This is a genomic window from Paenibacillus sp. PK3_47 (assembly GCF_023520895.1).
Taxonomy (GTDB): Bacteria; Bacillota; Bacilli; order Paenibacillales; family Paenibacillaceae; genus Paenibacillus_AQ.
In genome coordinates, this window is the sequence record NZ_CP026029.1 from 6,009,150 (window position 1) to 6,035,012 (window position 25,863).

The following is a 25,863-nucleotide window of genomic DNA, read 5'->3' on the forward strand; positions in this document are numbered from 1 at the left end:
GAATGGGTATGACAACAGCGATCAAAAAACAGATGGATTCCACCCCTGTGCGGAATCCCGGTACCCGGGAAGTTATGCTGTCCTTGCGTAATTGCTCCCTTTCATTCGGCAATGTGCCTGTCCTTAACGATGTCAGCCTTGATGTATACCGCAATGAGTTCATTTCCATTCTTGGACCGAGCGGCTGCGGCAAATCAACGACACTGCGGCTGATGCTGCGCCTGCTGAACCCGGAAGGAGGCGGGGAAGTGCAGTATTCCTCTCCTGACCTTTCACTCGGCATGGTATTCCAGAAGCCTGTCCTTATGCCTTGGCTTAGTGCACTGCAGAATGTAATGCTTCCTCTGGAACTCGGAGAGAACAAGAAATTCAGCAAGCAGGAAGCACGGGAGAAGGCGGAGAGTGCGCTGCGGCTGGTTGGACTCCAGGATTTCCTGAACCATTTCCCGCATCAGCTAAGCGGAGGGATGCAGCAGCGGGCAGCAATTGCCAGGGCACTGGCCGCTGATCCGACGGTGCTGCTGATGGATGAGCCGTTCGGCGCACTGGATGAGCTGACCCGTGAGAAGCTGAATTTTGAATTATTGCGGTTGTGGGAGAGTCCGGAAACGAGCCTCAGCAGCATCGTGATGGTTACCCATTCCCTGCAGGAATCCGTGCTGTTGTCTGACCGGGTAGTGATGATGTCACCCCGCCCTGCCGGAGTAACCGATATTATTCCGGTGCCGCTGCCTTCGCCGCGTGAAGCAGGAATGGAAGAGCTGCCGGAATTCCATCAGACCGTGAAGGAACTGAGAAAGCGGGTGAAGCACCTATGACAGCCAAAATCAAAGATGGCATGTATCCGGTCACGTTTACGCTCGGCTTCCTGATTTTGTGGGAACTGGCCGTGCGGCTCCTGTCGATTCCAATGTATTTGCTGCCTTCACCGACCCAGGTCATTTCGGCAATCGACGGTTCACTGTGGTCACATACGCTGGTTACGCTCGGTGAATCGCTGGCCGGATTTATCCTGGCCAACATTCTGGGTCTTGTCACCGCCATTATTTTTGTACATTCCAAGCCGATTGAGAAAGGGATGTTCCCGCTCGCGATAGCTCTGAAGACTACACCGCTGGTTGCGCTGGCTCCTCTTCTCGTAGTCTGGCTGGGCACCGGTTATTCGTCGAAAGTGATCGCCTCCATGCTGATCTGCTTCTTCCCGATTCTGGTGAACAGTGTCAAAGGCCTCAAGGCCATTGAATATGAAGCATGGGAATTGTTCTCCACTTATAAAGGGACCAAAAGTGAAATCTTCTGGAAGCTGCGGCTGCCGACCAGCCTGCCTTATATCTTCTCCGCTTTGAAAATTTCCACCTCGCTTGCCATTGTCGGAGCGATCGTCGGAGAATTTGTCGGAGCGAACAAAGGCCTAGGCTATGTGGTGCTCGTTTCTTCCTATCATATGGACACTCCGGTGATGTTCTCGGCCATTATTGCTTCGGCGCTGTGCGGTCTGCTGCTGTTCTGGTGTATCGGGCTGCTGGAGAAAAAGGTTATTTTCTGGACAAGGAGCGATGATCTGTGATGAAATGCTCGGTGATCAAAATCCCTGCTGGTGCTCCGCATGACATGTCGGGCCTGCAGGCGTCGATAAAAGAGGGGCTCTTCCGGCCGGAAGAGGTTGTTGCTGTGCTGGGCAAGACAGAAGGAAACGGCTGTGTTAACGATTTTACAAGGGGCTACGCTGTAATGGCGTTGAAGAATTTCTTTGCCGAGTCGTTGAACGGGCAGGCTGCAGATATTTCGTATGTGATGTCCGGCGGAACGGAAGGTGTGCTCAGTCCGCATTTCACAGTCATCAGCCGCAGCGGCGGTCCCGAAAAGGGTGTTGAAGGTGCTGGCCTAAAGTCACTCGCCATCGGCGTTGCCAGAACCCGCGCGTTCCTTCCGGAGGAGCTGGGCCGGCTCAGTCAGGTGGATGAAGTGGCGGATGCTGTAGCCCAGGCTGTGCTGGATGCCGGAATTACCTCGGCTGAGGATGTACACTTTGTGCAGATCAAATGCCCGCTGCTTACCGCAGAGCAAATATATGAGGCTCACGGCCGTCAGGCATCGCTCGTTACGGAAGATACATATAAATCCATGGGGTATTCCCGCGGTGCTTCCGCATTGGGAGCAGCCGTTGCGCTGGGCGAAGTGGAGCGGTCTGCACTTGGCGAAGAAGATATATGTGTGAACTGGGATAAATTCAGTGCGGTGGCTTCCACTTCCGCCGGCAGCGAGCTGTCCTGCTGTGAGGTCATTGTTTTTGGCAACTCGTTATCTGCGGAAGGACCTTATCATATCGATCACGCGGTCATGAAAGATGCGATCGACGGCGCGGCGCTTCAGGGACTGCTGGAACGCTATCCCGGAGATGAGCTGGTGCAGGTTCTGGCCAAAGCCGAAGCGGATCCGGATGGAGTCATCCGCGGACGTCGTCATATCATGCTGGATGATTCCGATATCAACCATACCCGGCATGCACGGGCTGTTGTCGGCGGCGTGCTGGCTTATGTCGGAGGTGATCCGATGATTTACGTATCCGGCGGCGGCGAGCATCAGGGTCCAAAAGGCGGAGGGCCGGTAGCGGCTGTGTTCAGACGTAGATAGAGCATTTTTTATCCAAAAGAAAACCTATAACCTATACATCATGGAGGAATCAATTATGCATACAAAGGAAACGGAAGTGCTGACAGCGGCGGAAATGACATGGGAGTTAATGCCGAATCATATTGAGCTGTATCACCGTGAGATTGTATCAGCGGAGCAGGCGGACCGCCTGGGCATCCGGATGAGCTCGATTCTGTGGGAGAAGCTGGGGGTCGGCGGCCAGGTCGTTCCGCATTATCATGATGTGGTGGAAATTATTCATATTACTGTAGGTCAGGTCAAGCTCCTGTGTGACGGTGAATGGTACAGCTACCGTGCCGGGGACACCTTCCATGTGCCTGCCAATGTAGTCCATTCTGTGGCAAACGTAGGCGATACGCCGTCTGAGCAGATCAGTATTTTTGTCCCGGCTGAGGCGGATGTGCCGGTAAACAGCTTTTTTGGCACAACTCTGATCGAGGATATTTATTCTTCCAAGCTAAAGTAAAGGCGGCGGAGCCATGGGCAGCAATGTAATCACAGGATTGACCTGCAGCGATATACTGCTGATTCCCGATCTTAAGGAAGCGGTTGTTCTGGCCGGAGCAACTGGTCTGGGACGTTACATTAACCGTGTAAATGTCATGGAAGTTCCCGATGTCATTGACTGGGTCCGCCCGGGAGAGTTTCTGATCACCAGCGGCTTTCCTTTTCACGGACAGCCGGAGCTGATTGCAGAGATTATTCCCCAGCTGAACCAGAAAGGGGTCTCCGCACTGGGGATCAAAACCAAGCGCTATATCGATGAGGTTCCGGCGCGGGCACTGGAGCTTGCAGACCAGCTGGGCTTTCCAATCTTTGAGCTCCCGGCTGCCGCTTCGTTCTCTGATGTCGTGAGGGATATTATGGAACGGGTACTGGTGCAGGAGGCGAGAGAGCTCTCCCAGCTGCAGAGCCGCTTTCAAAAGCTGTCCAAACAGCTTCTCCATGGAGACGGTATTGAGGATTTCCTGCAGTCGCTGGATGCCATGCTGCACAATCCGATCGTACTGCTGGATGATACAGATCAGGTCTTTTGCTCTCCGCAGGCGGAGGAGCTGCAGCTGTCTGAGCAGCTTCCGGCATGGATGCAGCTGCGACAGGAAGGGAGCCTCGGGATCACTTTCCTGACCGTCGGGGACCGGCGTATCCGAGCTTATGTCTCGGCGGTCAATGACAAGGGAGTAGATCAGTGCCTGCTGGTGCTGCTGGAGTGGAACCGTGAACTTTCGGTAGTCGATCAGCTGACGGTTGATAGGGTAGGCGTGCTGGTCGGCCTGGAGATGATCAATGCCGGAGCCCGCCGGGAAGTTGAACTCAAGTATGTCGACCAGTTTCTGCAGGACTGGATCAGCGGCCGGATTGCGGCTGCGGAGGACCTGAAGCTGCGCGCTGAAGCCTGCGGCTGTCCCCTTGCCGAACGTCCTCTGCGTGCGGTGACGGTCGGCTGGCTGGAAGAAAAGCCGGAGCTTAAACATCTGCAGCAAGCGGTAAAGCGGGTGCGGGCCAGAGCTGATCTGCAGCATGTGAAGCTGACCATCCTCGAGGGAGAGCTGGTTCTGACTGTTCCGGAACAGCCGGATCTCACGCTCGAGGATACACTTGGGCGCCTGCTCGCGGAGCTGAACCGGACGTTTGCCAAGGAAAACTGTGCCTTCTGTATCGGGGATCTGGCGGATGGTCCGGATCAGGTCCGTTTCAGCTATGAATCTGCCCGGAAAATTGCCCGGATCCGCGAAATCAGCGGTTATGCCGGCCCTTATGTGGATTACCGGAAGCTGGGCGTCTTCCGGCTGCTGTACCATTTACCCGAGCTTGCCGAGGTCGGCGAGTACAGGGACCAGTATATAGTTCCGCTGCTGGAGTATGACAGCAGACATAACGCCTCATTACTGCAGACTCTGCAGCTGTATTTCAAGTGTAACCGTAATATCAAACGGACCTCTGCCGAGCTGTTCACCCACTACAATACAGTCAACTACAGAATAGACCGGGCCTGCGAGCTGCTGGGGTTAAGCCAGGACGACGGTGACGACATGCTGGAGCTGCAGCTGGCGCTTAAGCTGCATGAGATGGGAAGAGGAAGCATGCTGCGTATGGAACCGCAGAGAAGGAGATGAAGCATTATGCCAACGAGAACAAAGTTTCCCGCCAAGCTGACCGCCGGCTGGCTGCGCGGACAATATTTAAGCGGTGCGCTTGAACCGGAGGCAGTCATCCGGGAAATCATCAGCCGTGCCGGACGTGACGCGGAAATGAACATCTGGATTGAAGCTCCCGCTGAGGTTCATATCCGTCCTTATCTGGAGGCATTGAAAGAGCTGGATCCACAGAGCCATCCGCTGTGGGGGATTCCATTCGCGGTTAAGGATAACATCGATGTTAAGGGACTGCCGACAACGGCAGCTTGTCCCGACTATGCTTATCAGCCGGATGAAGATGCGTCAGTTGTTGCAAGGTTAATTGCTGCCGGAGCTATTCCTGTCGGCAAAAGCAATCTTGACCAGTTCGCCACCGGACTTGTCGGAGTGCGCAGCCCGTACGGCGAGGCGCATAACGCCCTGCGGCCGGAATATATCAGCGGCGGCTCCAGCGCCGGTTCGGCTGTGGCTGTAGCGAGAGGCCAGGCGGTGTTCAGCCTGGGCACGGATACCGCCGGCTCGGGCCGTGTGCCGGCGGCGCTGAACGGGCTGGTCGGCTATAAGCCCAGCCTTGGCGCCTGGCCGGTGCGGGGTGTCGTACCGGCTTGTGCCAGCCTCGATTGTGTGACTGTATTTGCACACAATCTGGAGGATGCCCTCGAGGTGGACCGTGCAGCGCGAGGTCTCGATGAGGCGGATCCGTGGTCGCGTGCTGTGGAGCGAATGCCCGCCGGTCTTCCTGCGAAGGTTCTGCTTCCGGAGTCCCCGCTCTACTTCTATGGCCCTCATGCCGCTGAGTACCGCCTGGCCTGGGATCAGGCGGAAGCAGCAGTTCAGGCATTAGGACTGCCGGTGGAACGGGTGGACTGCACGTTGTTTTTTGAAGCGGCATCCATCCTGTACGATGGTCCCTGGGTAGCCGAACGCTGGGCCGGTCTGGGTGAGTTCGTAGAGAATCACCGGGAGGCTGTACTGCCGGTGACAGAGGCAATTCTGTCCTCCGGAGCGGCGGAACGTCACACTGCAGCCAGCCTGTTCCAGGTGATGCACCGGCTGCAGCGTTATAAGCGGGAAGCGGAGCTGCTGCTGCAGGATGCGGTGCTGGTGCTTCCAACCTGCGGCGGAACATGGACCCGGGAGCAGGTTGCTGCGAATCCGGTTGGTGCCAATTCCGATATGGGACGGTATACCAATCACTGCAACCTGCTCGATCTCTCGGCAGTAGCTGTGCCGGCTGGAGAAGCGGATAGGGATCTGCCGTTCGGCATTACAATGTTCGCGCTTGCGGACAGCGAACATCTGCTGGCAGGAGCAGCTGCACGGTTTCTTGCAGAGGGCGATTTGCGGGAAGTCACTGATGCTGATGCTGCTGATGCTGAGACAGCTTCTTCGGGCATGATTACGCTGGCAGTCTGCGGACTCCACATGCGCGGGTTCCCGCTGGAGAAGCAGATGCTAGAGCATGGCGCCCGTTTCTGGCAGGAAGCGCGGACGGCCCCGTGCTACGAGCTTGTTAAGCTTCAGACGGAGCCGGCCAAGCCAGGACTGCTCAGACAAGACAGCGGAGGCAGCTCGGTCGAGCTTGAACTGTGGCGGATGCCGGCGGAGTCGCTGGGATCATTCGCGTCGCTCATTCCTGCCCCGCTGGGGCTTGGCCGGGTAGCGCTGGAAGACGGCCGGGAAGTGACCGGCTTCATCTGCGAAGGTTACGCCGCAGCCGCAGCCGAGAATATTACGGCTTACGGCGGCTGGAGATATTTGCCCGCTAATTGAACTGATGGAGCGTATAACACCCCGCAAGCAGAATGCTGCTTGTGGGGTGCTTTTCGTGGCAGAGGGGCAGACAGAATGCCTCCTTTACCCTCGTGGCAGCACAATGTACTCGATTTTTCGTGTACAAATGGCCCGTTTACCCTCGTGGCGGATCAATGTACTCGATTTTTCGTGTACAATTGGCCCGGTTGCCCTCGTGGCGGATCAATGTACTCGATTTTTCGTGTACAATTGGCCCGGTTGCCCTCGTGACGGATCAATGTACTCGATTTTTCGCGTACAATCGGCCTGTTTACCCTCATGGCGGATCAATGTACACGATTTTTCGCGTACAATTGGCCCGGTTGCCCCCGTGGCAGCACAATGTACTCGATTTTTCGCGTACAATCGGCCCGGTTGCCCTCGTGGCAGCACAATGTACTCGATTTTTCGCGTACAATTGGCCCGTCTACCCTCGAATAGGCCAATGTATTCGGTTGATCGCATACACTGGCCCCCGCGCTGGCAGCAAAAAGGACGGATCTGCATGTAGCAGAGGCCGTCCTTTTGCATCGATCGCTGCAAGACTATTTCCGCTGGTCAATCCAGCAGCTTCAAACCGACAGCAGAACCAAGAATCATTGCGATGAACAGCAGGCGGCGCCACTCACGCGGCTCACCGTACAGGAACATGCCGACACAAGCCGCGCCAACCGTTCCAATACCCGTCCAGATCGCATAGGCGGTTCCCATCGGAATTTCACTCATGGCGAAAGAAAGGAGAGAAAAGCTTACCGAAAATGACAGCAGAAGCAGAAGGATGGAAGTGACGTCCCTGCGTTCTGTGATCCTTTTGATACCAATAACGCCGAGTACTTCGCAGCATCCTGCGCCAATCAGTGCGAGCCACGCCATCAGGAATGCCTCCCTTCTGTTTTTTGCTCTTTGTCCGTGACAAGCTTGAGGCCGATCACTCCGCTAAGCAGCAGACCGATCAGCAGCACTTTGCCCAGCTTAAACGGTTCGCCGTATAACAGCATTTCGCTGGCGACTGTACCTGCTGTACCGAGACCTGTAAAGACTGCATATACCGTGCCGACTGGCAGCTTGCTTGCAGCCCTGATAATCAGCATGAAGCTGACTGCAATCGCGATAATCGTAAAGATCCACTCCGCCAGAGTGGTGGAATGCTTCAGTCCTGAGACCCAGAACACCTCGACAATTCCGCCGATAATTACATAAAGCCAGTTGAGATTCATGATGCCTGTGATGCTCCTTTACTTGAAAATTGTAGAATTAGTATTGCATACGCGATGAATACAATTCACAATATAAAGTATCCCATTAGGGGAGAGTCAATATTTATTTTTTGAGCAGCAGCAGTTTGAAAGGGGAAGTCTGAGCGGAAATGAAGGAGTATTTGTCGATTGGCGAGGTGTCAAAATTAAAAGGTGTAAGCATCAAATCCTTACGGTATTACGATCAGTTAAATATATTAAAACCTGCCTATATCAACGAACAGAGCGGCTACAGGTACTATACGCTGGATCAGATGGTTGTACTCGATGTCATCATCATGTGTGTTGACCTGGGGATTCCGCTCAAGAATTTTTCCAATTATGCGGATGAACAGGGCAGACTGCGTCTGGATAAAATCCTCGAAGACGGACAGCAGATTGCCATGCTTAAAGCCCGGAAAATCCAGTCGGCACTTAGCCGTATGGAGAGATTATCGGGCAGCATCCGCGATTATCAGGCATACAAGCACAATAAAGGAATCTATCAGCGGCAGATCGGCAAAAGAAATATGCTTACCGCGCCCTGGCACGGCAATCCGGAGGATAACAAGCTGTTCATGAAAAATGTTTCGGAGTTATATCTGCTGTCCCTGGAGCTTGGACTGACGAGCTTGTACCAGCAGGGCTTGATCTATTTTTACAGGCAGGATGCTGTGGAGAAGTATGTATTTGTGGAGATTATGGAAGAGAGCGGGGATCTGCGGGTAATCTCACTCCCGGCACGGGAATATTCCTGTACGCTGCTGCCGTCCAGCCAGATTGAGGAGACTGCCGAGATTTTCGGGTATGACCGCGCAGAGCTGGCAGGCTCTTATGTGATTGACGTTGATTTGTATGATGCGAATGTGGAAGGGGATACCTACCCTGTCGAGCTGCAGCTTGCCTTGCCTTTCAGTGGTTAAAGCATCCTCACCCAAAAAAACGCCCGGCCCATAAAGGCGCGGACGATTTTTGGGTCTGTTCAAAAGATTCTGAATAATAAATAAATTACGGCGATGATGCCGCCAAGAATGAGCCAGGTCGAAATTTCGTCCCACAGGCTGGGGAGCCCTTTGGAATGAAGCTTCTGTTCATTCACATCAAAGTTGGCCTTGTGGCCGATATGATCAGTGGTGCGGGGCGGAGGACTGCCGTTGCCGTCGAACATAATGATCATCCCCTAAATGTAGTATAACGTAATTATACCCTTATTTTGCTAAATGAGGAATAGTGACATCCCGGACTTTATTAACTCATTATTAACTTTCCTGTACCTGCGGGCTTTTATCCGTAACGAAATACAGCAGTGCCAGAACCGGGAGAGCCATTCCAAGCAGTGCTGTCAGCCCCCACCCGCCGCGGGCATAAGACCATCCGCCGAGGGAAGATCCGACAGCTCCTCCCAGGAAAAAGATGGCCATAAACAGTCCGTTCAACCGGCCTCTTGCTTCACTGCCGAGGGAGTAAATCGCACGCTGGCCGAGGACCAGATTGCCGGATACAGCCATGTCCAGCGTAATTGCTGCAGCTGTTAACAGAAGCAGATCCATCACGGTGTTACCCGGCAGCAGGTAAGCCAGTAAGAAGGATAATATGGCGATGATCATCGCCAGAGCGGTCAAACGCCGGGTCCAGCCTTTGTCTGCCAGCCGGCCGGCAATGGGTGCTGCAACGGCTCCGCCCACACCGGCCAGTGCAAACCAGGCAATACCCTGCTGTGACAAGCCAAAATCATCAGCCAGATGCAGCGGAACAGCAGTCCAGAAGAGACTGAAAGCACCAAAGAGGGAAGCCTGATACAAAGCTCTCCGGCGGAGTACAGGCGTTTGTTTTAACAGCACAGCAAGCGAAGCAATCAGTTCTCCGTAATTCATAGTTGGGGCTGGCACTCGTTTTGGCAGAATACGGGACAACAATACAGTCAATAAAGTAACCAGAACAGCCGACACCCCAAATACAGCCTGCCATCCCCAGAAGCTTGCGATAAAGCTGGCCAAAGGACGGGCAAACATAATGCCCAGCAGAAGTCCGCTCATTACATTGCCGACAACACGGCCGCGCTGTTCTTCAGAGGTTAAAAAGGTTGCGTAAGGTACCAGAATTTGAGCGACGACCGAGCCGAGGCCGATAAAGAAGGAAGCTGCCAGAAACAGCGGGGCATGATGTACGAAAGCGGCTGTAAGCAGGGCAATAATCACCAAGAGGAGTCCAGTAACCGCAAGCCGCTGGTTTTCAATGATATCGCTCAGGGGGACGATGAACAGCAGGCCCAGGACATATCCGAGCTGTGTAATGGTAACGATAAAGCCTGCTGCGGAAGAGGACAGGCCCGTATCACCGCTGATCGGTCCAACAAGCGTCTGGGCATAATACAGGTTGGCAACGATAATGCCGCAGGAAGCGGCGAGCAAAAAGGTGATCCATCCGGGTACATGCTGCTTATTTTTGCTGTTGTCAGTATACATAATAAAAGCCTCCTTTGAATTAATAAACTGAACGTTCAGTATTTATTTCACACCCCAATAATATACTGAACGTATCGTTTTGTAAATAGGTAAGTCAAAGTTTTATTTAGGCTGATTATTTAGTAAAATGTACGTATGGTTTTTTAAATACGGTATTTATAAAATTCTGCTCAGGAGGTTATGGCAAATGTGTGCCCAAAGAGGACGTCCGCGTAACCCGGAAACACAGAAATCGATTCTGCAAGCGGCTTATGATTTGCTGCTGGAGCAAGGCTTCGGGGCGGTTACGGTGGAGAAAATTGCCGAGATGGCCGGTGTAAGCAAGGCGACAATCTATAAATGGTGGCCGAACAAAGCGGCCGTAGTGATGGACAGCTATCTAGCCGCTGCGGCGGAAAGGCTGCCACTGCCTGATACGGGCTCTGTACAAGAAGATATCCGTATTCATGCCACATATTTAATGCGGTTTCTGACAAGCCGGGAAGGTAAGATCATAACGGAGATCATAGGTGAAGGGCAGACGGATGCAGGGCTGGCAGAAGTGTATCAGACCCGTTATTTTCAGCCCCGCCGCATGGAAGCCAGACAGCTGCTGGAGAAGGGAGTAAAGCGGGGGGAACTGCCCGATACCCTGGATCTTGGTCTATGTATCGATCTGATTTATGGCCCTATTTTTTACAGGCTGTTATTAACAGGGGAGCCGCTGACAGAGGAATATGTAGCAGCGCTTACCGGATGTGCCTTTCACGGCATTGCTTCTGTTAAAGCGTGACAGATACCGGAATCGGTGGATATACCAAAAAGCTGCAATCCCCAGAGCGGGAGAATGCAGCTTTTTTGTATCCTGCCATATTAGCTGAACATATCACCCAGGCCCGGGCTGTGTTCATTCGGCATTTCAGGCATGACAGGAACAGGGAATCCGGCCGGAGGTTCCGTAACCTGAAGCTCACCCTTGTTGCGGCTTGGCGAAGGACCCTGGAAAATCTCAGCCATTCTGTTCGGATCAAGCATAAAGTCAAACTGGGTGTTATGGTATCCCATCTCCACAAACTTCCGGCATTCCGGATACTTGTTGATATCGTAGTTCGGAATAGGGAAGATGCTGCCCCAGTTCACACCCAGTGTCTCCAGCGCTTTGGCAAAAGCATTCTGGTGGGCATTGTCTCTGACAATCAGAAAGGCAAGCGTTTCACGGAATGTCTGGTTGGAGCTCATTTCGTAAATACGCGTTTTTTGCAGCACGCCGGTGGATTCCAGTATCACGTTATTGAGCAGGTCGGCAATCAGATTGCCGTGGCTGTATACATAATTGCCGAGCCAAGGATTGCCCGCAGCATCTACTGGCAGGGAAGCTTGTGCACCTACGATAAAATGATGCGGATTCGCATGCTTTACAGCTTCGTCCAGCGGCGCCCCGTCTGTGCCGGAATTGCCGGCACCGTCTTCACCCGAGCCGTTCAGCAGCTGGTTGATGGTATGCTGCACCAGATCCACGTGGGCAATCTCCTCCAGGAATACGCCGCGCATCAGGTCGCGGAACTGCAGTTCTTTTCCCCGGAAATTGCTGCTCTGGAAGAAATACTGCATCATTGTCCGCATTTCGCCGTAATGGCCTCCCAAAATTTCCTGCAGCACTCTGGCGGCAGCCGGATCCGGGCGGTCCACCACAATATTGTTAATCAGACCTTCTTTATAGAAATACAAATTGATTACCTCCCTCGTTGATATCGCAAATTCTCCGGTTATTGTCCCCAGTTCATGCACGTCTATACGAAAGGTATAAATGTTACCGATGAATCCACAATAAAGACAGCAAAGTGTTCTGATCCGGCATCCAGTCCGGGAGAGCAATGGTAAAAGGAGCGTAACCTGACGATGAAACGATCCAGCTTAATCAAGACAGTCCGCAGAGCGTTTCTGCTGCTGGCCGTCAGCATTGTGTTCATTGGGGCAACGACAGGCGGAAAGGTCATCCGCAGCAACAAAGCCGGGAACCAGCATAATGAATATTTCGGGCTCGGAAAAGATTGCAATCTCATTGTCATCCAACTGGAATCGGTACAAAACTTCGTGCTTAACACATCTGCCGCGGGCAAACCTCTGACTCCTGTATTGAACGGGCTTGCGAAAGAAAGCCTGTATTTTCCCTATGTATTTCAGCAGATCGGCAGCGGGAATACATCTGATGCGGAATTCATCGTAAATACCTCTATTTATCCTGCGGGAGCGGCCCCCATGTCCTCTAAATTCTCCAACAAGGAGCTCCCCAGCCTGGCCCGGATCATGCATGACCGCGGGTATGTAAGCAGTACATTTCATGTGAATGATGCGAGCTTCTGGGACCGGCAGGACATGTATCCGGCTCTGGGCTTTGACAGGTATTATGACAAGCCTTATTTTCCGCAGGAGGTATTTAACCGTTTTGGGGCTTCAGATGAAGATCTGTACCGCGTAGCCGTGAACAAAATGAAAACGATGCGCAAGCACGGTCAAAAATTTTATGCACAGCTGATTACTGTATCCAGTCACTCTCCGTTCAACATTCCAAAAGACAGCAGGCGTCTCAGGCTGAACTGGAAATCAGGCGACAAAAAGCTGGAGGATTATCTGAGCGCTGTTAACTATGCTGATTATGCACTGGGGCAGCTGATCGGCAGGCTTAAGGAGACAGGCCTGTGGGATCAGAGCGTCGTGGTGGTGTATGGAGACCATTTTGGACTGAACAAAAAGAAATTTGACCCCAAGAAAGTCAGCCGGGCACTGGGTATTACTTATCATAAGCAGATCAGTACATTCAACGTTCCGCTGCTTATTCATGTACCGGGACTTACGCAGAGCAGGATCATCGGGCAGGTGGGAGGTCAAATTGACATTCTGCCAACCGTTGCCAATATTATGGGAGTTGAACTGCAGGAGAAGGGGTTTACAGCTTTTGGCCAAGATCTTATGAATTCGCAGCATAATGTGGTAGGGATGCGGTATTACATGCCTACGGGGACTTTTTTTAATGATGAGATCATGTTTATTCCCGGTAAAAAGGGATTTGAGGACGGCAGTGCCACCTTCATCAAATCGCTCAAGCCTGTCAAAGATCTCACCCCCTATAAAACGGACTATGATTATATCCTTCAGCGTCTGAAGCAGTCTGACCGGTATGTGAAGCAGCTTCCCGGCAGGCAGCAGGGTCCGGGGCTGAATGATGCAGGGCTGAAGAAATCCTATGGAAAAGACGTGAAAGGGGTAAAACAATGAAAGCAGAGCTAGTACTTCAGCTAATTCAACAGCTTGCTATTCCATTTGACAAAAAAGAGACCATGGACCTGCTGACAGAGCAGGCCGGAGGTGCAGAATATGTACTGCTGGGTGAAGCCTCGCATGGTACATCAGAGTTTTACACCGTGCGGGCTGAGCTGTCCAAACGCCTGATTACGGAGAAAGGGTTCCGGGTCATTGCTGTAGAAGGGGACTGGCCGGCTTGTTATACGCTCAACCGGTATATCAAAGGATATTCCGGTCATGAAAATGCCAGAGAAGCGCTTGGAGATTTTAACCGGTGGCCGACCTGGATGTGGGCGAATCAGGAAATACTGGAGTTTGCAGAGTGGCTCAGGAGCTATAATAACGGCAAGCCGGAGGAGGATAAGGTCAGTTTTTATGGAATCGATGTGTACAGTTTGTGGGAATCCATGGATGAAATCCTGAAGTTTCTGGGCACACGGGACCGGGGGGATCTGGAGGCTGCGCGGGAGGCGTTTGCCTGCTTTGAGCCTTTTGGCAGAGATGAGCAATCATACGGGATTTCCGCTTCGCTGTACGAGAGGGCTGTGAAGATAAAGTTGTCGAACTGCTGCAAAGACTTCAGGATAAATGGAAAAGTGTGCCGGAAGGAGACCGGGAGAATACGCTGAGTGCAGAGCTGAATGCAATGGCTGTAAAAGGCGCGGAAGCCTATTACCGGACCATGATCCGGCATGATACAGAATCCTGGAACATCAGGGACCGGCATATGGTGTCGGCACTGGAAAAAATTATTGCCTTCTATGGGACTGGGACACGCTGTCTGGTCTGGGAGCATAATACCCATATCGGTGATGCCAGAGCTACCGACATGGCACAGGACGATATGGTCAATGTCGGCCAGCTGCTGCGGGAGCAGCACGGAGACAAGGTGTATGCCATCGGCTCCGGAACCTATGAGGGAACGGTAATTGCCGGACGGTCATGGGGCGCGGAAGCACAAATTATGAAGGTGCCTCCAGCAGCCAGAAACAGCTGGGAAGAATTGCTGCACAGACACAGACCAGAGAATAAACTGCTGTTGTTCGGGAACCAGGAGACGGCATTGGATGAGATGATTATCGGCCACCGGGCCATCGGGGTCGTCTATCACCCTGAACGGGAACGCGGAAATTATGTGCCAACTGTTCTTCCGCTGCGGTATAATGCGTTTATTTACCTGGACCAGACCAAGGCATTAACGCCGCTTCAGGTGAAGACGCTCCAGGTCTGAGGTGTACATTCGGATGTTGATTGTATATCCTGTTTTTAGGAAGTTCTCTTCTGGATTCCATAACGACAGGTGGACAAGCGATGTTAATTACACGTGCTTTTGTTGTATCTGCTCTGGCAATGCTGCTGTTAGCGGGCTGCAGCGGTAAGGATGACTCTCCGGATTTAGAGGTTAGGCAACTTTCCGGTTCAAACGGTGAGATAACAGAGACCCTTACAGACGGCGGGCAAACGGCTGATGAAGCTTTTATGGCCGATTTATCGGCAACACTGAATCTGTCCTTCAAAATCATTCATGCCATGGGGGAGAAAGATTACAGCTATCTGGAATCCGTCGCGGCACCCGGTGTAACGGTGAACAAGGAAGAAAACAGGGTTTATTTTGAACGCGGCGGAGAGCAGCTGTCTTGGGATTTCCTGCAGCCGGTAACCCTGGATAAGCTTGAATACAGATTCTCCACATACGTTAACGAGCAGCAGAAGGAGTTTTTGGCGGGATTTGCCATCTATTCAGGGGACAGCCACTCCACAGTTGAAATCTATTTCGTGAAGCAGGGGGATGTCTGGCTGTTCAACGGGTTACTTACCAATGCCTGATGCCTGAAGGTGTCTCCACAGTCTACAGAAAAGCGGTGAGCCGTAAATGAGCACTCCGGAAGATTTATTGACCTGCATCAGATTCGAGGATGAGGCGGGGAACTTTATGAAGGCAGCAGCGCCTCCTATTTATGAGACAGCGCCTTTTTTGTTTAATACTTATGAAGAATACGCAGAGGCAGCTAACAATGAGCAGAATCATTACGTATATACCCGGGGAACCAATCCTACGGTGGAAATCGCTGAGAAAATGATTGCAGCGCTGGAAGGTGGCGCTTCCTGCAAATGCTTTGCTTCGGGAATGGCGGCTGTAAGTGCTGCCCTGATGTGCAGCCTGTCAGCCGGAGACCATCTCATTCTGGTTGGACATGTCTATAAAACCTCAGTCAAGCTGGTCAAATACCTGGCCAAAAAATTCAACATAGACTATACCATCGTTCATTCCACTTCTCTGGATGACGTAGCTGCTGCGGTGAAGCCGCAGACCCGGGTGATGCTGATGGAGTCGCCAACCTCGTATACTTTTGATATTGCCGATATTTCAGAGCTGGCAGCATTTTCAAAGACGAAAGGGATCCGCACCATTATTGATAATTCCTGGGCTACACCCCTTTTTCAAAAACCGCTGGAGCTGGGCGTCGATATTGTGGTCCACTCCGCTTCCAAGTATTTGGGGGGCCATAGTGATCTGGTTGCAGGTGCCGTGATCTCGTCCAAAAATATTATGGATCAAATGTATGCCGAAGAATTCGACCTGATGGGCGGGTGTCTTGCTCCTTTTGAAGCTTGGCTGCTGGTACGCGGACTAAGAACCCTTCCGCTGCGTATGCAGGCTCATCAAAATAACGGCCTGCACCTTGCCCGGTTTCTGGCCGAACACCCGGCCGTTGCGAAAGTGAACCATCCGGGGCTCCCGGCTCATCCCGGGCACCGCACTGCAAGCCGCCAGCTTAAAGGCTACTCGGGTCTGTTCAGCTTTGAACTGAAGGACGGGGGATTCGAGGATATCCGCAGGATGCTTAACAGGCTGTGCTTGATACGGATCGGTGAGTCCTGGGGCGGAATGGAGAGCCAGATTATTTCTCCAAACTACGGGTACAATGAGCAGGAGCTTACCCAAGAGCATATGCCGCAGTCTTTGATCCGTCTGGCTGCCGGACATGAACCTTCAGAGCTGTTGATTCAGGATCTGCATGATGCATTAAGCTGAGCTGACATTGGTCCAAAGAATGATAAAAGCTGCTTACCGGGGAACGGTAAGCAGCTTTTTTATGAAGCAGACAGTTATTTCTTAATCAGCACCTTGAAGCTGTAAGGCTCCAGATGAACCTTCAACACGCCATCCGCGGACTTAATCTGCTCGTCACCGAACGCATCCTCCCAGGTTCCGTCCAGCTCTCCAGTCAGGGCAACAAGCTCGTCCGACGGGTTCATCCAGACTGTAAGACGGGAATTGTCGTCCCAGCGCTCATAGGCGCATGCACGCTCCTGTGATCCGGATTTCAGGAATCTGATTTCGCCTGTGGACAATGCAGTGTGCGCTTTGCGCAAATGGATCAGCTGCTTGTACCATTGGTGAAGATCTCGGTCCTGCTTATCTTCTTCCCAAATCATACATTTCCGGCAATCCGGATCGCCTTCTCCCTCAAGCCCGATCTCATCACCGTAATAGATACAAGGTGTCCCTGTGAAGGTCAGCAGGAAGCCGATCGCGAGCTTAAGCTTTTGCTTATCGCCGCCGAGCATGGTCAGCACCCGCGGTGTATCATGGCTGGCCATAAGGTTGAACAGTACCTCATTGGCTTGCTGCGGATAACGCATGAGAATACATCCCATATGTGAAGCAAAGGTCTCTGCATCCATGTCATCCGTATTCAGATATTCCAGCAGACGTTCTGTCATCGGATAGTTCATGACCGAATCAAACTGGTCGCCCTCAAGCCAGCGGAGGGAGTCCGTCCATACCTCGCCGATAATGTAGGCCTCAGGATTGATCTGTTTAATCCGGGTACGGAATTCCCGCCAGAAATGATGGTCGATTTCATTGGCTACATCAAGCCTCCAGCCGTCCATGCCAATCTCCTTCAGCCAGTATTCGGCGATATCCAGCAGAAATTCCTTGGTCGCGGGATTGGCTGTGTTCAGCTTGGGCATTTCTTTAAAAAAGCCAAAAGCGTCATAGTTCGGCTTGTCATCTTTGACTTCCACCGGGAAGCTGTGAATGTGGAACCAGTCTGCATATTCAGACTGCTCACCATGTTCAATGACATCCTGAAACTGTATGGAATTCGAACCGATGTGGTTAAAGACCGCGTCCAGAACAATCCGGATCCCTTTAGAGTGGGCTTCCTCCACGAGTTTTTTCAAAAGCTCAATATCGCCAAAGTGAGGATCAACCTTTTTGTAATTGATCGTATCATATTTATGGTTGGTTGGAGCCTCGAAGACAGGCGTCAGGTAAATAGCTGTGATGCCTAAATCCTCCAGATAATCCAGATGATCTATGATGCCCTGAAGATCCCCGCCGAAGAAATTCTCCCGGGTAGGCTTACCGCCCCATTCCTCAACACCTTCCGGATCATTAGAAGGATTTCCATTGGCGAAGCGTTCCGGCATAATTTGATAAAAGACCGCTGATTTGGCCCATTCCGGAGCTGCAAACAGATCGATTTTATGGATATAAGGACGGTCATAAAAGCCGCCCGGAGCTTCCGGCTCTTCTGTAAAAATTCCTTTTTCAGTCATCCAGACCGTTTCTTCTCCCGAATGAAAGCGGAAGGCGTAGGAAAAGCGTCGGTTATCCGGCTTGACGCCAACCTGCCAGTAATCGAAGAACCGGTCTGAAGCCACAATATGCATATCCTGTTCATGGTGATAGGCTTCCCAGTCATATTTGTCGCCAGTCAGGGCTACCACCCGGTCCACGTTCTGTTTTTGGGTGCGGACGCGTAAATGGAAGGTGTCTTCATCATACATATAAGCCCAGTTGGCTTGCGGTACGTGGTGCAGACTTTCCAAATTAATTTTTGCTGTGTGCTCGGGGGAGTTAAAGGCTTGTTGGTCAGAAATCATCTGCATACCCTCCTGGATGGATTAGTTTAGTTGGTCATTACATTGTCGCCTTGTGGAGTCACATTCAGACCACCATTGAAGTGTGCACGTATGCTCAGGAATGCGGCTCCTCAAGATGATTCAAAATTTACAGTATTTATTAGTAAACAGCTTCCAGAGAAAGTAAACGTTCCTTTCAGCAAAGTTATTGAATTGAAATTTTTCGGACTTTTATTCAGGTTGGCAAAAGAGAGGTGATGCTACTCCGCAGTCACATAAGTGTCAGTTGATTCTTTTACCATAAGGGCGATAATCAGATTAGCTAAGGTGATACTCAGACTAACTAAAAATTTTAAATCATTGTATTAGTTTCCCGGGAGGTTAATAGGAGATGAGATTAGGTGCGATTGGATTGTTCGTGGATAACATGGAGGTAATGGTACCTTTCTACAGGGACGTGATGAAGCTAAATTTACAGTGGGATGGAGGCAGCTTTACCGGAGTCAGAACGGAGCAGGGGATATTCTTCAATCTTTGTCAGCGGACGGTTTATGAGAGCCAATTCTCCGGAAAAATTGAGAACCGACAGGGAGTAAAAGGCAATATGGAAATCACTTTTGGCGTTCCGCAGTTTGCAGATGTAGACAGGGAATTTGAGCGTCGTGAACGCGGGAGCGAAGCCTATTTTACAGCCGAGGACAGAAGCTTACGGACTTCGCATTTGTTACATAGCTGACCCGGAAGGAAATTTGATTGAAATATGCTCGGATGATTCCGGGCAGTAGCATACGTTAGCAGTGATGATCCAGAGGCCCCGTTTAACAGGGTCTTTTTTTAGTGGCTTGTGCTGGATGGGCGGAGTTGAGCTGGACGATGGGATAGAATGAACGGGAAAAGTCCCGTTGATTTCGTGGAAGCTGGGTAAAGGGGCGAAATGAGCGGGAGAATTCCCGTTGAATTGGAGGGAATCCTGCATGTGGACGGAATGAACGGGAGAATTCCCGTTGATTTCGTAGAAGCCGGAGAAATGGACAGAATGAGCGGGAAAATTCCCGTTGAATTGTCAGGAACCCTGCATGTGGACAGAATGAGCGGGAGAATTCCCGTTAATTTCGGAATCCGAGCTGAGACTGAGATAAGATGATTAAATAATTTGATGGGTCGTGGAGTAAAAACACCTCCGAATTCGCTCGTATTAGCCACATAATAGAAATCAAAGGCACAAATACCTCCGAATTCGCTCGTATTAGCCACATAGTGGAAATCAAAGGTATAAATACCTCCCAATTTGCTCGTATCAGCCACATAGTGGAAATCAAAGGTATAAATACCTCCCAATTAACTCATATCAGCAATAGTACCAAAATCAAAGGCACAAATACCTCCGAATTCGCTCGTATCAGCCACATAGTGGAAATCAAAGGTATAAATACCTCCCAATTAGCTCATATCAGCAATAGTAGCAAAATCAAAGGCACAAATACCTCCGAATTAGCTCATATCAGCCACATAGTGGAAATCAAAGGTAGTATATACCTCCGAATTCACTCATATCAGCAATAGTTCCAAAATCAAAGGCACAAATACCTCCGAATTCGCTCGTATCATCCACATAGTGGAAATCAAAGGTATAAATACCTCCGAATTAGCTCATATCAGCAGTAGTGGCAAAATCAGAGGCAAATTTGCCTCTGTATCCACATAAACAAGCCGCTGACTTATCCAACGATGCCGGAGCCGCGCCTCTGCTATCTTTTGAACGGACCAATATTCCGCAGTATTGACAACCTGTATATACAGGTTTAAACTGTGTGAGGTGTGTTTGGTCTTGTATATACAAGTTTAATGATTGAAATAAGAAATATTTAACTGGAGGTGTTGGTTTTGGGTAATTCCCCATATGCGGAATGGTGGCGCCGGTCTACGGTGTATCAGGTGTACCCGAAAAGCTTCAATGATACAACAGGCAGCGGAACAGGTGATATCAGAGGGCTCACGGAAAAGCTGGATTATCTGAAGGACCTTGGAATCGATATTGTCTGGCTGCAGCCGGTTTATGTTTCGCCCCAACATGATAACGGTTACGATGTCGCAGATTACGAGAATATTAATCCTGATTTTGGTACCATGGAAGACTTTGATGAGCTTGTCGGGGAACTTCACCGCCGGGGCATAAAGCTGATGATCGACATCGTAGTCAATCATACTTCTACTGAGCATGAGTGGTTCAAGCAGGCCATTTCCAGTAAGGATAACCCTTATCGTGACTATTACATCTGGAAAGACCCGGGTCCAGACGGCGGCTTGCCCAACAACTGGCAGTCCAAGTTCGGAGGTCCTGCATGGCAGTTTGACGAGGCTTCAGGACAATACTTCCTTACTTTGTTTGACAAAACACAGGCAGACCTCAACTGGGAGAACGAAAAAGTCCGCCGCGCTGTGAATGATATGATGCTCTTCTGGGCCAAAAAAGGTGTAGACGGCTTCCGCATGGATGTCATTAATCTTATTTCCAAAGACCAGCGGTTCCCGGAAGATGACGGCAGCGTGCCTCCTGGAGACGGACGGAAGTTTTATACAGACGGTCCGCGCGTCCATGAGTACATCAAGGCGATGTATGAAGAGGTATTCGGACCTTACGAGATGATCACAGTTGGTGAAATGTCATCGACTACGCTTGCGCACTGCATCCGCTATTCCAATCCGGAAGAACGCGAATTCTCTATGACCTTCAACTTCCACCATCTGAAGGTGGATTATCCGAATGGACAGAAGTGGGAGCTTATGCCCTATGATTTCGAAGCGCTGAAACGGCTCTTCACCCAGTGGCAGACCGGGATGCAGCAGGGCGGGGGATGGAATGCGCTGTTTTTTAATAACCATGACCAGCCGCGCGCACTCTCCAGATTTACTAACGATAATATTTACCGTACCGAAAGTGCCAAACTGCTGGCTACAACACTTCATGGTCTGCAGGGAACACCTTACGTGTATCAGGGGGAAGAAATCGGCATGCCGAATCCCAAGTGGAACGGTATTGAGGAGTTCCGTGATATTGAGTCCCTGAACATGTACCGTATTCTTGTCGAACAGGGAAAAAGCCCGGAAGTAGCACTCAGCATTTTGCAGGAACGTTCGCGGGACAATTCCCGCACCCCTATGCAGTGGGATGACAGTCCCAATGCCGGATTTACTACCGGAACACCATGGCTGAAGGTGGATGAACGGTATCCGGAGATCAATGTAGCGAAAGAACTGCAGAATCCGGAATCGATTTATCATCATTACCGCAAGCTGATTGCATTCCGCAAGGAACTGCCGGTGTTCACGGAAGGTGTCTTTAAAAGGCTCGATGCCGGCCATCCTGAAGTATTCGCCTATTCCCGGCTAAGTGACGGGGAAGCGCTCGTCGTTGTCTCCAATTTTAGCGCCAAAGATACTGTGTTCCGCTTCAGCGATGAGCAGTGGGCAGAGTTCACTTCGAGAGGTACTGACAAACTTCTGGCCGGCAACACAGCGGACGGACCTGCTCTGACTGAAGAGCTTCACCTTAGCCCATATGCTTCTTACATGTGGCTGATCTCATGACAAGAGCCATTGAATTAGAGTACTGAATGATAACAAAGGAGTGATCAAATGGCTATAGACCGCAAAAATGTGGAGGCTATCGTCCAGGCCGTAGGGGGCGTGCAGAATATTGAAGTCGCCACACATTGTGTGACCCGGCTGAGATTCTCGCTCTTCGATGAGAGCCTGGTAGATGCGGAAGCTCTGGACCGCAATGACCTCGTAAAAGGACAATTTTCTTCCCAGGGACAGTTCCAGATTGTAATCGGTCCGGGTCTTGTGGACAAAGTGTATGATGAATTGATTGATATTACCGGAGGTGCCCGCGCCTCCAAAGATGAAGTGAAAAATGCGGCCGCCAAGAAGCAGAATCCGCTTCAGCGTGCTATTAAGACGCTGGCGGACATCTTCATTCCGATTCTGCCGGCCATCGTAACAGCGGGTCTCCTGCTCGGGATTAACAACATCCTGACAGGGCCGGGGATTTTCTTTGATGAAAAATCGCTGGTTGAAGTATATCCCGGCTGGAAAGACTTTGCGGCAATCATTAATACTATAGCCAGCACTGCCTTTACCTTCCTGCCAGCATTAATCGGCTGGGCGGCTGTCACCCGGTTCGGGGGCAGTCCGCTGCTGGGGATCGTACTGGGTCTGATCCTGGTGCATCCGGATCTGCTCAGTGCCTATAGCTATGCTAACGCTTCACTCGAAGGCACAGTTCCGACATGGAACTTGTTCGGCTGGCATGTAGAGAGGATCGGCTACCAGGGACAGGTGCTGCCGGTACTGGTCTCGGCTTATATACTCGCCGCAATAGAGAAATTCCTGAACAAGCGGGTGCATGATTCCATCAAGCTGCTGGTTGTAGCACCGGTAACGCTCTTGATCACAGGGTTTCTGGCGTTCACAATCATCGGCCCGCTGACCTTTGCGATTGGTAATGCAATTACCGACGGTCTTGTCTATGTGTTCGACCACTTCGCGCTTCTCGGCGGACTTATCTACGGTGGATTGTATGCGGCTCTGGTTATTACCGGGATGCATCATACCTTCCTGGCGGTGGATGTTCAGCTGATCGGCAGTGAAGGAGGAACGTTCCTCTGGCCGATGCTGGCACTCTCCAACATCGCTCAAGGTGCTGCGGCACTGGCAATGTTCTTCATTGTCAGAGAACAGAAAGCCAAAGGCCTCGCGGTGACGTCTTCTGTATCCGCCTTCCTCGGTGTCACCGAGCCGGCGATCTTCGGGGTCAATATCCGCTATCGCTATCCGTTTTTCTTCGGGATGATCGGCTCTGCGCTGGCAGGTATGCTGCTTACGCTTAATGATGTCCGCGCTTCCTCGATCGGGGTCGGCGGGATACCGGGCTTCCTGTCGATATTCCCTAACCAGTGGGGCGTATTCTTCATCGGCATGGCCATTGTTCTGGTTATCCCGTTCGTTGCTACCATGCTGTATGGGCGTACAGTGGTCCGCCGGACTGAAAAGAAATCAGCAGCGGCTGCCACTACTGATACCCGTCCAGCTCCTGAACCGGAGCTCAGCAGCCGCAGTGCTGTACAAGGCTCTGATGAACCGGTGAACATTCTTGAGCTTGTATCTCCTCTGAACGGACGGGCAGTTCCGTTGGAACAGGTGCCGGATCCTGCTTTTGCCGAGAAGCAAATGGGTGAGGGCATTGCAATTGAACCCACTGAGGGAAAAGTATATGCGCCATTTGATGCCACAGTGGCCCACGTAATTAAGAGCAAGCATGCAGTGATCCTTGAGCATGCCAGCGGAGTTCAGGTTCTGATTCATGTCGGGATCAACACCGTTTCGCTCAAAGGCAACGGTTTTACTTCACATGTTAATATAGGAGATAAGGTAAAAGCCGGAGACCTGCTGCTTGAGTTCGATATGGAGGCCATCCGCGCTGCGGGTTATCCTCTCATCACGCCAATCATTATTCCTGCCGGACAGGAGATGGTGGCAAGGATAGAAGAGAAGACAGGTAATGCTGCGGCCAAACAGACAAGTATTCTCACGATTCATCTTAACGGATAAGACTGGCTCTTATGCACCGGTCATTACTGCAGATTGACAGCCCTCAGGGGCTGTTTTTCTATTCAGGCCCGGTCCCAATTCAATCCATGCTTACTTAGGCCGGGCATGATACAATAAAGGCGGTGATAAAATTGAGAGAGAATATATTTGTACAAATCTATAACGGGTATATTAACCAGATTCAAACGGGGCAGCTGCTGCCCGGAACGAAGCTTCCTTCCGAAAGTGAACTTGCTGAAACCTATGGCACATCCCGGGAGACGGTACGCAAGGCGCTGAACCTCCTTTTTCAGGAAGGCTATATCCACAAAATCAAGGGCCGGGGATCGTTTGTGCTCGATGTGACCCGGATGGACTTTCCGGTAACCGGTCTGATCTCTTTTAAGGAGATGGCGGCTACACTGGGCGCTCCCTCACGGACTATCGTTTCTGAGACCAGTATGGAGCCGGCAGGCAGTACACTGGCAAGGCAGCTGCAGGTTCCACCGGAGACAACCATCTGGAAGGTGATCCGCGCCAGAGAGATAGAAGGCGAGAAGATTATTCTCGACAAGGATTACTTCCGGAGTGATATTGTTCCGTTTCTCAGTACAGAGATTGCAGCCGGTTCGATCTATGATTATCTGGAGCTTGAACTCAAGCTGAAAATCAGTTATGCCAAAAAGCTGATCTCTGTCGAACCTTCAACAGAAGAAGACCAGCGGCTGCTGGATTTGAAAAAATACACGCATATCGTGGTTGTGCGGAACTATGTCTATCTGGAAAATACGGTGCTTTTTCAATATACAGAGTCCAGACACCGGCTTGATAAATTTCAGTTCGTTGATTTTGCCAGAAGGGTGAAACGCTGACAAATAGAGTATGGCTGGTGCGCAAGCGGGTGATATCCGTACCTATTAATCGTTTCAGCTATTTAGTAACGGCCTGAATGTGACGATAATAATAGAAAACTACACATTTAGGAGAAAACCATGGATAATCTGACCGCTCTAGTTCAAGCAGCACCAATGTTTAAGCAAATTCATTCCCAGGATATTATGATTGGCATCACTGACCGGGAAATTTTTCATTATTATGCACCCAGCAAAGCACTTGACTTCGGATTAACCAAGGGAAGTCCTGTACCTCCTGATGATCCGTCTCTCGGCAATGCCCTTGCCGGCCGCGCTACTACGAACCGGCTGCCGGCTGAGCTCTACGGAGCCACAGTAATTTCTTCCGCAATACCGGTTTATGGTGAGGACGGAGAAGTTATTGGCGCTTTTGCAGTGGCCTATACTCTGGAGAATGAGGACAAAATGGAGCAGCTCACGGAGAGCATCAATCGGATCAGCGGCCAGCTGGTCGATATGGTACAGAATGTAGCTGCCCAGTCTGAAGAGCTGTCTGCTACAACGGCGCAGATTCTCGACAACTCCCGGAAGACTGTTGAAGAGTCGAAGCAGGTTAACAAGGTCACCGGGTTTATCCGTGAAATCTCCGAACAGACCAATCTGCTTGGCCTGAACGCGGCCATTGAAGCCGCCCGGGTAGGGGCGCAGGGAGCCGGCTTTGGGGTGGTGGCATCAGAAGTCCGGAAGCTCTCGGTCAATACAAAGGAAGCGACCAAGTCCATCGAGGATTCCCTGAGCCTGGTCCAGAATTCCATCCGCCAGATGGAGCAGGAGATCGAAGCGATTGCACTTTCTTCTTCCGCCCAGGCAGAGCTTGTGACCCAATTCAGCGAAGTCATTGAACGACTGAACGAGACCAGCGGTGAAATGACCCGGTTTATAGCATCCATTATCCAATAACATGATCACT

General features: G+C 51.3%; 23 protein-coding genes and 1 pseudogene. 18 read left to right on the forward strand and 6 right to left on the reverse strand.

What is annotated here, in order from left to right:
• Positions 1-8 precede the first annotated feature (8 nt).
• From C2I18_RS26270 to atzF, 6 genes are read left to right on the forward strand one after another with little or no spacing between them, the layout of a single operon-like run.
• The gene (locus C2I18_RS26270) at positions 9-818 is read left to right on the forward strand and encodes an ABC transporter ATP-binding protein (RefSeq protein ID WP_249898649.1); all 810 of its coding nucleotides are present in this window, start codon (positions 9-11) and stop codon (positions 816-818) included.
• On the forward strand, positions 815-1,567 hold the full coding sequence (locus tag C2I18_RS26275; RefSeq protein WP_249898650.1) for an ABC transporter permease: 753 nt from the start codon (positions 815-817) through the stop codon (positions 1,565-1,567). The genes C2I18_RS26270 and C2I18_RS26275 overlap by 4 nt, the downstream gene beginning before the upstream one ends.
• Positions 1,567-2,634 (forward strand): cyanuric acid amidohydrolase, encoded by a 1,068-nt coding sequence (gene atzD / locus C2I18_RS26280; protein WP_249902255.1) that lies wholly within the window; start codon positions 1,567-1,569, stop codon positions 2,632-2,634. The genes C2I18_RS26275 and atzD overlap by 1 nt, the downstream gene beginning before the upstream one ends.
• A 55-nt stretch (positions 2,635-2,689) precedes the next feature.
• Positions 2,690-3,121 carry a cupin domain-containing protein gene (locus C2I18_RS26285; RefSeq protein WP_249898651.1) on the forward strand — a complete coding sequence of 144 codons (432 nt, stop codon included), beginning with the start codon at positions 2,690-2,692 and terminating at the stop codon, positions 3,119-3,121.
• A gap of 13 nt (positions 3,122-3,134) precedes the next feature.
• Entirely contained in the window at positions 3,135-4,772 is a 1,638-nt protein-coding gene (locus C2I18_RS26290) for a PucR family transcriptional regulator (RefSeq protein ID WP_249898652.1), read from the forward strand.
• A 6-nt stretch (positions 4,773-4,778) separates the two neighbouring features.
• On the forward strand, positions 4,779-6,566 hold the full coding sequence (gene atzF, locus C2I18_RS26295) for an allophanate hydrolase (protein WP_249898653.1): 1,788 nt from the start codon (positions 4,779-4,781) through the stop codon (positions 6,564-6,566).
• 579 nt (positions 6,567-7,145) lie between these two features.
• On the opposite strand, the gene C2I18_RS26300 is transcribed toward atzF, so the two are convergent.
• Together C2I18_RS26300 and C2I18_RS26305 are read right to left on the reverse strand one after the other, a co-directional pair.
• Positions 7,146-7,460 carry a DMT family transporter gene (locus C2I18_RS26300; protein WP_249898654.1) on the reverse strand — a complete coding sequence of 105 codons (315 nt, stop codon included), beginning with the start codon at positions 7,458-7,460 and terminating at the stop codon, positions 7,146-7,148.
• Positions 7,460-7,804 (reverse strand): DMT family transporter, encoded by a 345-nt coding sequence (locus C2I18_RS26305; protein WP_249898655.1) that lies wholly within the window; start codon positions 7,802-7,804, stop codon positions 7,460-7,462. Before C2I18_RS26305 ends, C2I18_RS26300 begins: the two co-directional genes overlap by 1 nt.
• A 149-nt stretch (positions 7,805-7,953) precedes the next feature.
• Between C2I18_RS26305 and C2I18_RS29665 the strand changes: the two genes are divergently transcribed.
• A complete protein-coding gene (locus C2I18_RS29665) occupies positions 7,954-8,745 on the forward strand; it encodes a MerR family transcriptional regulator (RefSeq protein ID WP_275100940.1) in 792 nt (263 codons plus the stop codon).
• Between the two features lie 59 nt (positions 8,746-8,804).
• Here C2I18_RS29665 and C2I18_RS26315 read toward each other — a convergent pair whose 3' ends face one another.
• A complete protein-coding gene (locus C2I18_RS26315) occupies positions 8,805-8,999 on the reverse strand; it encodes a hypothetical protein (RefSeq protein ID WP_249898656.1) in 195 nt (64 codons plus the stop codon).
• An 82-nt stretch (positions 9,000-9,081) separates the two neighbouring features.
• A complete protein-coding gene (locus C2I18_RS26320) occupies positions 9,082-10,287 on the reverse strand; it encodes an MFS transporter (protein WP_249898657.1) in 1,206 nt (401 codons plus the stop codon).
• Positions 10,288-10,474: 187 nt separating this feature from the next.
• Here C2I18_RS26320 and C2I18_RS26325 point away from each other — a divergent pair, with 187 nt between their 5' ends.
• Positions 10,475-11,059, forward strand: coding sequence for a TetR/AcrR family transcriptional regulator (locus C2I18_RS26325; protein WP_249898658.1), 585 nt, complete (start codon positions 10,475-10,477; stop codon positions 11,057-11,059).
• 80 nt (positions 11,060-11,139) lie between these two features.
• On the opposite strand, the gene C2I18_RS26330 is transcribed toward C2I18_RS26325, so the two are convergent.
• Positions 11,140-11,994: a manganese catalase family protein gene (locus tag C2I18_RS26330; protein WP_249898659.1), complete on the reverse strand. Its 855-nt coding sequence runs from the start codon at positions 11,992-11,994 to the stop codon at positions 11,140-11,142.
• A gap of 171 nt (positions 11,995-12,165) precedes the next feature.
• Between C2I18_RS26330 and C2I18_RS26335 the strand changes: the two genes are divergently transcribed.
• From C2I18_RS26335 to C2I18_RS26350, 4 genes and pseudogenes are all read left to right on the forward strand, one after another.
• The gene (locus C2I18_RS26335) at positions 12,166-13,542 is read left to right on the forward strand and encodes an LTA synthase family protein (RefSeq protein ID WP_249898660.1); all 1,377 of its coding nucleotides are present in this window, start codon (positions 12,166-12,168) and stop codon (positions 13,540-13,542) included.
• Positions 13,543-13,604: 62 nt separating this feature from the next.
• Positions 13,605-14,800, forward strand: a pseudogene (locus tag C2I18_RS26340) (erythromycin esterase family protein).
• Between the two features lie 80 nt (positions 14,801-14,880).
• Entirely contained in the window at positions 14,881-15,396 is a 516-nt protein-coding gene (locus C2I18_RS26345) for a hypothetical protein (protein WP_249898661.1), read from the forward strand.
• 46 nt (positions 15,397-15,442) lie between these two features.
• On the forward strand, positions 15,443-16,606 hold the full coding sequence (locus C2I18_RS26350) for a trans-sulfuration enzyme family protein (protein ID WP_249898662.1): 1,164 nt from the start codon (positions 15,443-15,445) through the stop codon (positions 16,604-16,606).
• Between the two features lie 74 nt (positions 16,607-16,680).
• Here C2I18_RS26350 and C2I18_RS26355 read toward each other — a convergent pair whose 3' ends face one another.
• On the reverse strand, positions 16,681-18,468 hold the full coding sequence (locus C2I18_RS26355; protein WP_249898663.1) for an alpha-glycosidase: 1,788 nt from the start codon (positions 18,466-18,468) through the stop codon (positions 16,681-16,683).
• A gap of 439 nt (positions 18,469-18,907) precedes the next feature.
• On the opposite strand from C2I18_RS26355, the gene C2I18_RS26360 reads away from it, so the two are divergent.
• From C2I18_RS26360 to C2I18_RS29670, 6 genes are all read left to right on the forward strand, one after another.
• Positions 18,908-19,183 (forward strand): hypothetical protein, encoded by a 276-nt coding sequence (locus C2I18_RS26360; RefSeq protein WP_249898664.1) that lies wholly within the window; start codon positions 18,908-18,910, stop codon positions 19,181-19,183.
• A 198-nt stretch (positions 19,184-19,381) separates the two neighbouring features.
• Positions 19,382-19,591 (forward strand): hypothetical protein, encoded by a 210-nt coding sequence (locus C2I18_RS26365; protein WP_249898665.1) that lies wholly within the window; start codon positions 19,382-19,384, stop codon positions 19,589-19,591.
• A 731-nt stretch (positions 19,592-20,322) separates the two neighbouring features.
• Positions 20,323-22,035, forward strand: a complete 1,713-nt coding sequence (gene treC / locus C2I18_RS26370) for an alpha,alpha-phosphotrehalase (protein WP_249898666.1) — start codon at positions 20,323-20,325, stop codon at positions 22,033-22,035.
• 48 nt (positions 22,036-22,083) lie between these two features.
• Complete coding sequence (gene treP, locus C2I18_RS26375) at positions 22,084-24,060, forward strand: PTS system trehalose-specific EIIBC component (RefSeq protein ID WP_249898667.1); 1,977 nt, start codon at positions 22,084-22,086, stop codon at positions 24,058-24,060.
• Between the two features lie 131 nt (positions 24,061-24,191).
• Positions 24,192-24,911, forward strand: coding sequence for a trehalose operon repressor (treR, locus tag C2I18_RS26380; RefSeq protein ID WP_249898668.1), 720 nt, complete (start codon positions 24,192-24,194; stop codon positions 24,909-24,911).
• A gap of 120 nt (positions 24,912-25,031) precedes the next feature.
• Positions 25,032-25,853 carry a methyl-accepting chemotaxis protein gene (locus tag C2I18_RS29670; protein WP_275100941.1) on the forward strand — a complete coding sequence of 274 codons (822 nt, stop codon included), beginning with the start codon at positions 25,032-25,034 and terminating at the stop codon, positions 25,851-25,853.
• The last annotated feature ends 10 nt before the right edge of the window (positions 25,854-25,863 follow it).

Bases quoted from the DNA above. Each gene is read 5' to 3' on its own strand.
- C2I18_RS26270 (WP_249898649.1), top strand. From the start codon at position 9: ATGACAACAGCGATCAAAAAACAGATGGATTCCACCCCTGTGCGGAAT.
- C2I18_RS26275 (WP_249898650.1), top strand. From the start codon at position 815: ATGACAGCCAAAATCAAAGATGGCATGTATCCGGTCACGTTTACGCTC.
- atzD (WP_249902255.1), top strand. From the start codon at position 1,567: ATGAAATGCTCGGTGATCAAAATCCCTGCTGGTGCTCCGCATGACATG.
- C2I18_RS26285 (WP_249898651.1), top strand. From the start codon at position 2,690: ATGCATACAAAGGAAACGGAAGTGCTGACAGCGGCGGAAATGACATGG.
- C2I18_RS26290 (WP_249898652.1), top strand. From the start codon at position 3,135: ATGGGCAGCAATGTAATCACAGGATTGACCTGCAGCGATATACTGCTG.
- atzF (WP_249898653.1), top strand. From the start codon at position 4,779: ATGCCAACGAGAACAAAGTTTCCCGCCAAGCTGACCGCCGGCTGGCTG.
- C2I18_RS26300 (WP_249898654.1), bottom strand. From the start codon at position 7,460: ATGGCGTGGCTCGCACTGATTGGCGCAGGATGCTGCGAAGTACTCGGC.
- C2I18_RS26305 (WP_249898655.1), bottom strand. From the start codon at position 7,804: ATGAATCTCAACTGGCTTTATGTAATTATCGGCGGAATTGTCGAGGTG.
- C2I18_RS29665 (WP_275100940.1), top strand. From the start codon at position 7,954: ATGAAGGAGTATTTGTCGATTGGCGAGGTGTCAAAATTAAAAGGTGTA.
- C2I18_RS26315 (WP_249898656.1), bottom strand. From the start codon at position 8,999: ATGATCATTATGTTCGACGGCAACGGCAGTCCTCCGCCCCGCACCACT.
- C2I18_RS26320 (WP_249898657.1), bottom strand. From the start codon at position 10,287: ATGTATACTGACAACAGCAAAAATAAGCAGCATGTACCCGGATGGATC.
- C2I18_RS26325 (WP_249898658.1), top strand. From the start codon at position 10,475: ATGTGTGCCCAAAGAGGACGTCCGCGTAACCCGGAAACACAGAAATCG.
- C2I18_RS26335 (WP_249898660.1), top strand. From the start codon at position 12,166: ATGAAACGATCCAGCTTAATCAAGACAGTCCGCAGAGCGTTTCTGCTG.
- C2I18_RS26345 (WP_249898661.1), top strand. From the start codon at position 14,881: ATGTTAATTACACGTGCTTTTGTTGTATCTGCTCTGGCAATGCTGCTG.
- C2I18_RS26350 (WP_249898662.1), top strand. From the start codon at position 15,443: ATGAGCACTCCGGAAGATTTATTGACCTGCATCAGATTCGAGGATGAG.
- C2I18_RS26355 (WP_249898663.1), bottom strand. From the start codon at position 18,468: ATGATTTCTGACCAACAAGCCTTTAACTCCCCCGAGCACACAGCAAAA.
- C2I18_RS26360 (WP_249898664.1), top strand. From the start codon at position 18,908: ATGAAGCTAAATTTACAGTGGGATGGAGGCAGCTTTACCGGAGTCAGA.
- C2I18_RS26365 (WP_249898665.1), top strand. From the start codon at position 19,382: ATGAGCGGGAGAATTCCCGTTGAATTGGAGGGAATCCTGCATGTGGAC.
- treP (WP_249898667.1), top strand. From the start codon at position 22,084: ATGGCTATAGACCGCAAAAATGTGGAGGCTATCGTCCAGGCCGTAGGG.
- C2I18_RS29670 (WP_275100941.1), top strand. From the start codon at position 25,032: ATGGATAATCTGACCGCTCTAGTTCAAGCAGCACCAATGTTTAAGCAA.